Raw genomic sequence first — 6000 nt, forward strand, 5'->3', positions numbered from 1 at the left:
GTGACCTTCCGGGGTGGGCCGCAGCGGCACGGTTGATGGTTGGCGGCGCGTTGTCCGTCATGGGGATCGCTCCCTTGCGTGCGAGGTCGGTTGGGATTGCTGGTCAGCGGATGGTTCCGGTGCCCCGGCAGACGCGGCAGCGCCGCAGTCGTCCGGTCCAGGTTTTGCGGGCTCCGTCGCCCTTGCAGTGCGGGCACCTCACGCGAGGCATAGGCATGGCCGTGCGTCCTTTCTGCTCAGGTGTGGGAGAAGCCGGTGATGAGCCAGGTGACGAGGCCGTGGATGGTGAAGACCACGGGGGTCTGGCCGAGGTAGACGCCGAAGAGGCCGACGCAGACCGCTTCCCAGGCGCGCACGTCGCGGGAGCGGACGAGGAGGACGGTGATGATCCCGAAGATCACCGCGAACGTGAACGCCGTTCCTTCGCTGATCACTTGTCGTCTCCTTCCAGCACCTCGACGGCGCCGTGCAGGGCAGGCAGCGTGGGAGTGGTGGCCGCGTACTTCTTCGTGATCGCTACGGCCTCCTCGGTCGGCGTGAGATGAGAGCGGGCACGGCTCCAGCCGCCGTCCGGTCCGGTGCACACGGCCACGCCCCGTTCATCGGGTGTGATCGCTTGGGCGACGGCCACGGCGTCCTTGTTGAGGTCGCCCAAGGCCATTTCCGCCGTGCCGGGGTCGTTGACGCGGTGGCAGATGCGGCCGCTGAGCTGGGCGCGCAGGGCGGTGACGCCGGGGCCGAGGTCGGAGCCGACGCGTTGGCCGGCGACGACCAGGTGCAGGCCGAGCGCGGCCCCGAGCTGCGCCAGACGCAGCAGCAGCGTGGAGCACTGTTCCGCTTCCGTCCTGCCCTCACGGGTGCCGTCGGAGAGGTAGAGCTCCGCGATCTCGTCGACGATCACGACCACCGGTATCGGGCGCAGCGGATCGGGGAGCTCCCAGATCGAGCGGACTCCGGCCGCGCGGCACGTCTGCATGCGGTCCTGCATGTCGACGACGAGCGCGGACAGCACGCCGACCGCTTCACGCCTGCACGTGGCCAGTGCGCTCAACCGCCCGGCGAACAGGCCGAGTTCCATGCCGCCCTTGCAGTCGATGCCGACCAGGGCGACCGGCTGCGGGGCGAGCTGGGTGATCAGCCGGGCCAGCAGGGTGGACTTGCCCGACCGGGTGGCCCCGGCGATGAGCCAGTGCGGCATGAGCCGCAGGTTCATCACCCAGGCCCCGCCGGTCTCCAGCGCCCCGATGAGGGCGGACAGCAGTTCAGCGGGAGCACTGGCTAAGCCGGGCCGCTCCAGCGGATCGCTGGCCATGGCGGTCAGCAGCACCGTGCCGCGTTCCGGCGAGGTCACCCGCACGGCGTGCACCTTCCACGCGTGGACCAAGGCGTCTGCCGCCTTCATGTACGTGGCGGGGGTCTGTCCCGCGTGCAGCCGCACCATCACGGTGAGCCCCAGCCGGGTGGCCCGCGGGAACGACAGCCGCGGAGTGATCGGGCGCAGCGGATCGCCCTTGACCATGAGGTCCCCGAGCAGCCCGCGGGGCGGACGCTTGGAGACCGCGAGGTCGTTGAGTATGGTGACCTTGCGCCAGGTCGTCAGCACCCGGCAGACGGTGACCGGGTAGCCGACGAGGTACCAGTGCCAGGCCGGCCGGTGCCGACGCACCAGGTCACCGACGACGAGCACCCAGGCCAGCACGGCGAGCACGAGAGCGAGCAGGATCGGCCCCATCACGCCTCACCGCCCTTGCTGTGCGCGGCCGTGCCGTGCACGGGCGTGATGGCGTCCGCGCGGAAGCTGACGCCGTGCCGGTCTCCCATCGCCCACATGAACGCAGTCAGCCCGGTCACACGGACGACCTGTCCTTCCTCGATCCCCTTGGGCTGTCCGCTCACGGCGATCTCGATGACGGAGATCCGCCGACCGTCCTGCCGCACGGTCACGGCGACGGTCCAGACCGGGTTGCCGTCCCGGTCCCTCTTCACCTCCTGTGTCTCGGGGTTGGAGAGCTTTGCCTCAGGCGCGATGGCGCACCGCAGTACGCCCAGCCGCGCCGTGTCCACGGGAATGGACTGCATTTCTTCGGCCTCCTTGGCCAGTTGGGACGCCAGCTCTGATGCTGACGTCACTTGTCCTTACGAGTTACGACTATGAAGTGCTGTACGGCGCCCGTGCAACTACTTATGCTGACGAGTGATGTCGCGCGTGCGACGTGCCTACGACTTCACCGGAGATGCCGAGATGTCAGAGATCCAGCGCCCCGGAGCCCTGTACCAGCAGGTCGCCGCCGCGATCCGCGAAGCGATCCTGTCCGGTGAGTTCGCCCCCGACTCCCTGCTGCCATCCGAAGCCCAGCTCATGACCCGCTACGACGTCTCCCGCCCCACCGTCCGCAACGCCATCGCAGCACTGCGCGCGGAAGGCCTCATCGACGTACGGCACGGCAAGGGCAGCTTCGTACGGGCCGGCGGACAGCCCGTGCTCACCATCGAGCGCCGCATCAGCCGCACCACCGAAGGCAAGTTCGTCATGCCCAACGGCGACATCTGGCAGGAGACCGAGGAGCCAAGCACGTACCGCACGCGCACGACGAAGGACACCGGCCGCCTTCTCCAACTTGACACAGAAGAGGCCCTGTTCGGATGTGACCGCCTTCTTGTCGACCCCAGCACGGGGACGCGCAGCATGCACCGCACGCTGATCCCGTTCGAGGTCGCCGAGGCCGTGCCGTTGCTCGGCAAGGAGCCGTGCAAGCCTGCGGCGGCGATCTACTGGGTGCTCACCCAGGCCGGGCACAAGCTGACCTGGGCCGAGACGGTAGGCGCACGCATGCCGCTGCCCGACGAGCGGACCGCACTCCGACTCCCGGACGCCACCCCGGTCCTGCACGTGACCCGCGTCGCGCACGATGCCGACGACCGCCCGCTGCTCCTCGAAGAGCTCCGCTTCGGGGCAGACCGTGCCGCACTCGCCTACCGGATCACCGCCGACAAGCAGCCCGCGCGACGCACCCGGACCTGAGCGGCAACGGCCATCGGTCGAAACCGCCTTCACTTCCTCAAGGGCGCGCCTGCGGCGCGCCGGGCCGCCCGGCCGCCCCGGCCGGGCGTGCGGCGTGGCCGCCGGTCCCGCCCGGTCGCCCGACGCCCCCGCCCGCGGTACACCCGAGGAGTCGAGGCGTCGACCGGCCGCCGGGGGCAGGGGCCCGCGGGGCTGGGGGTCGACGGCCTCCGGGACTTTAGGCAGCCACCATGGGGCGAGCCTCGAAGAACAGGGGGCCCATCGGGCACATACGCGGGCAGCACCAGTGCCTGCCCGATTCGCCGGGCCAGCGTAGGGCCCCCTGTTCACTCGCCCCATGGCAGCTCCCGCCCAAAGTCCCTCCGGCCGGCGACGTGCCCAAGCGCACCGCTCACCAGCGAAAACCCGCCTCACAGCGCACCACCGTTGATGCCCTCTGCGCTCTCCTCCAGGAGCCCGGCGAGTCGAATCACGGCACCGGGCGTGCCGATCAGGCGCACGAGCCCCCGCCCGTCCTCGGCCGTCGCAGCCACAGCCCGTAACTCGGACGGCTCGAACTCTGCGCCGAGCAAGGCCAAGTTCATCTGATCGGCCGCCTCCCGAGCCTCACGCCAGCCGGGCATGTAGTCGACGCCACGAACCCACATTCCGGACTCCGCGCCCGTCACACCCAGGCCATCGCCGTGCCACTCCGCACCCGCGCCAGTCACCTTGCCGCTCCAATCGAGGTAACAGGTCATCAACTCTCTGTGGCCCAGGGCGAATACGCAGCACAACGGCCCCGGTACCATCAGGCACCGGGGATCGCTGTGTCCCCTCCCGGACCACCCCGGTTGCTGCCAGGCGCGGGGGTGGTCCGGTCTCGGTATGAGGTTGTGAAGCGTGGCCCCCGGGTGATGTCGAGTGGGGAACCCGACGTGTAGGCCCGGGGAACCACGCCCCTATCACCGGAGGCATCCACTTCGGCCCCGGACTGTCGCCCATTCCTCCCCGAGGGTCCAGCGGGGAAACGACAGCCCGAAGATCATTACGGCGTACGGCCTCCAGGACCGCTGTCGAGGTCGAAGCGGCACCACACGGTCTTGCCACCGTGGTCTTCCGGCGTGCACCACACCGCCGCCGCCAGCCGCTGAACGATGAACAGCCCACGACCGCTGTCGGGAACGGCAGCCTCGGCCAACTCGCCCATCAGCCCAGGCGAGAAAGTGTCACCGAGGGGAAGCACGGGAGGAGTCGAGTCCTCATCCGTCACGCCGATGAACACCCACTTCGGCCAGATCTTGAACGTGACGTGAATGCGCCGACTGCCGCCGGGACGGGACAGGCAGGGCTCCGGCACCGCGTGGTTCACGACGTTGCCCACCAACTCGGACACCGCCAACTCGGCATCGTCGACGATCTGCGCCGCACCCGAGCCCCGGAGGAGCTGAACCGTCATGTCACGCGCAACGTGCGCGGTATCCGGAAACTCCGCAAAGAGCGTCAAGGCCACGTAGCGCCCGCCCGCCGACGGATCCGGCGCCGCGAACCAGTGAGTGAACGCGTCTAAGTCTCCCATCACCCGCTCATGCCGTCGCGCTTCGCTCGCGTTCATGACACGGATCACCGTCTCTGGTCACACCCGCCGAGCCCCTCCCGGCAGGGTGACCCGAGAGTGCACGCCAAGTCCCGCCCGTCGCTCCCCCCTCTTGGGGACCCCCCTCGTAGGTACACTCGCGAGAGGCACAAGGCACGGTCGAAACCACAACACGCAGGTCAATCACAATGGGGAAGTGAGATGACCGAAGCTGCACCCACACCGGCAGCTCTACCGCCGCACGTGCTGGAACGCGCAGACGTGCGATCCGCAATCGCCAGCCACGACTTCGGCGAGGTCTTCAGACTCGCCAAGATCCACGGGCACATCAGCTACGCCAAGATCGCCGAAGCGGTCAACTACAAGCGCGAGCACATCGGGAAGATGGCCCGCCCGGAAACCGACGGCAAGGGCGCACGCCCCCGGATCACCCAGTACTCCAAGATCCTCGAAGTGGTGGACGGACTACGCATCCCCGGCCACCTCGCAGGACTCGCCCCACGCCCCTGGGAGCAGAACCGACCGGCCGCCATATCCGCACCCGACGACCCCAGCGCCCTGATCGCCCAGGGCGGAGCCGGACTCTGGGACGTCGCCGAGATGCTCCGGCGCACGGAAATGTCCAGCATCAACAGCGCCGCCCTGGAATCGATCGAGCAGGGCATCGACCAACTGGCGCGCGCCTACCCGTACGCCGACGCCGACTATCTCCACGACCGCACCCGCAACGGCCTGCACTACGTCACTAAGCAGCTCGAAGGCCGCACGACCCTCCGCCAGCACCGCGAACTACTCGTGGACGCCGGATGGCTCTTCCTCCTCAACGCGTGCGTCCAGTACGATCGAGGCCAGCGCGAAGCCGCCAACCTCAGCAAAGCCGCCGCACTCCGCATCGGCGAGGAAGCCGGACACGGCGAAATCAGGGCATGGGCATGGGAAATCGAGGCATGGTTCGCCCTCACCCAGTGCCGCTGGCAAGACATGCTCGCCGCCGTCGAGGCCGGACACATGGCCGACCAGACCCACTCCGTCGGCGTCCAGCTCTACGCTCACAAGGCCCGCGCCGCAGCCCGCATGGGAGACGGCCGCCTGGTCCGTGACTCCCTGGACGCCGGACGCGCCCGCCTGGACCGCCTCCCCAAGCCTGATCATCCCGAACACCACTTCATCATCGACCCTGACAAGTGGGACTTCTACGAGATGGACGCCTACCGTCTCCTCGGCGACGACGAACGCGCCGCCACCCACGCCCGATCCGTCATCCGCATCAGCACCGGCCCCGACGGAACCGAGATCTCCCCCATGCGCAGGGCGGTTTCAAAGTCCCGGTGATCACGTGAGTGCGCAGGTCGCGACGGTATGACGATGCGCGGTCGGCCCGGTCCGTACGCAACGAAGCTCC

At 68.9% G+C, this 6000-nt stretch carries 7 protein-coding genes; 2 read left to right on the forward strand and 5 right to left on the reverse strand.

All coding sequences use genetic code 11. The features are described from left to right. Positions 1-236: 236 nt before the first annotated feature. The 3 genes from ACIRPX_RS24080 to ACIRPX_RS24090 are packed head-to-tail and all read right to left on the reverse strand — an operon-like array spanning position 237 to position 2079. Positions 237-434, reverse strand: a complete 198-nt coding sequence (locus ACIRPX_RS24080) for a hypothetical protein (protein WP_404198098.1) — start codon at positions 432-434, stop codon at positions 237-239. After that, positions 431-1732 carry an FtsK/SpoIIIE domain-containing protein gene (locus tag ACIRPX_RS24085; RefSeq protein WP_404198129.1) on the reverse strand — a complete coding sequence of 434 codons (1302 nt, stop codon included), beginning with the start codon at positions 1730-1732 and terminating at the stop codon, positions 431-433. Before ACIRPX_RS24085 ends, ACIRPX_RS24080 begins: the two co-directional genes overlap by 4 nt. Then, positions 1732-2079: a hypothetical protein gene (locus ACIRPX_RS24090; protein ID WP_404198132.1), complete on the reverse strand. Its 348-nt coding sequence runs from the start codon at positions 2077-2079 to the stop codon at positions 1732-1734. Before ACIRPX_RS24090 ends, ACIRPX_RS24085 begins: the two co-directional genes overlap by 1 nt. A gap of 163 nt (positions 2080-2242) precedes the next feature. Between ACIRPX_RS24090 and ACIRPX_RS24095 the strand changes: the two genes are divergently transcribed. Next, positions 2243-3022 carry a GntR family transcriptional regulator gene (locus ACIRPX_RS24095; protein WP_404198135.1) on the forward strand — a complete coding sequence of 260 codons (780 nt, stop codon included), beginning with the start codon at positions 2243-2245 and terminating at the stop codon, positions 3020-3022. Between the two features lie 410 nt (positions 3023-3432). On the opposite strand, the gene ACIRPX_RS24100 is transcribed toward ACIRPX_RS24095, so the two are convergent. Both ACIRPX_RS24100 and ACIRPX_RS24105 read right to left on the reverse strand, forming a co-directional pair. Continuing rightward, positions 3433-3762: a hypothetical protein gene (locus ACIRPX_RS24100; RefSeq protein ID WP_404198101.1), complete on the reverse strand. Its 330-nt coding sequence runs from the start codon at positions 3760-3762 to the stop codon at positions 3433-3435. Between the two features lie 287 nt (positions 3763-4049). Then, positions 4050-4616 (reverse strand): ATP-binding protein, encoded by a 567-nt coding sequence (locus ACIRPX_RS24105; protein WP_404198104.1) that lies wholly within the window; start codon positions 4614-4616, stop codon positions 4050-4052. A 243-nt stretch (positions 4617-4859) separates the two neighbouring features. Here ACIRPX_RS24105 and ACIRPX_RS24110 point away from each other — a divergent pair, with 243 nt between their 5' ends. After that, positions 4860-5930 (forward strand): tetratricopeptide repeat protein, encoded by a 1071-nt coding sequence (locus tag ACIRPX_RS24110; RefSeq protein ID WP_404198107.1) that lies wholly within the window; start codon positions 4860-4862, stop codon positions 5928-5930. Positions 5931-6000: the final 70 nt, after the last annotated feature.

It is taken from the genome of Streptomyces sp. NPDC101225 (assembly GCF_044767585.1).
Taxonomy (GTDB): Bacteria; Actinomycetota; Actinomycetes; order Streptomycetales; family Streptomycetaceae; genus Streptomyces.

Excerpts from the sequence above, each read along its gene's own strand:
- ACIRPX_RS24100 (WP_404198101.1), bottom strand. The coding sequence starts at position 3,762 with ATGACCTGTTACCTCGATTGGAGCGGCAAGGTGACTGGCGCGGGTGCG.
- ACIRPX_RS24105 (WP_404198104.1), bottom strand. The coding sequence starts at position 4,616 with ATGAACGCGAGCGAAGCGCGACGGCATGAGCGGGTGATGGGAGACTTA.
- ACIRPX_RS24085 (WP_404198129.1), bottom strand. The coding sequence starts at position 1,732 with ATGGGGCCGATCCTGCTCGCTCTCGTGCTCGCCGTGCTGGCCTGGGTG.
- ACIRPX_RS24090 (WP_404198132.1), bottom strand. The coding sequence starts at position 2,079 with ATGCAGTCCATTCCCGTGGACACGGCGCGGCTGGGCGTACTGCGGTGC.
- ACIRPX_RS24095 (WP_404198135.1), top strand. The coding sequence starts at position 2,243 with ATGTCAGAGATCCAGCGCCCCGGAGCCCTGTACCAGCAGGTCGCCGCC.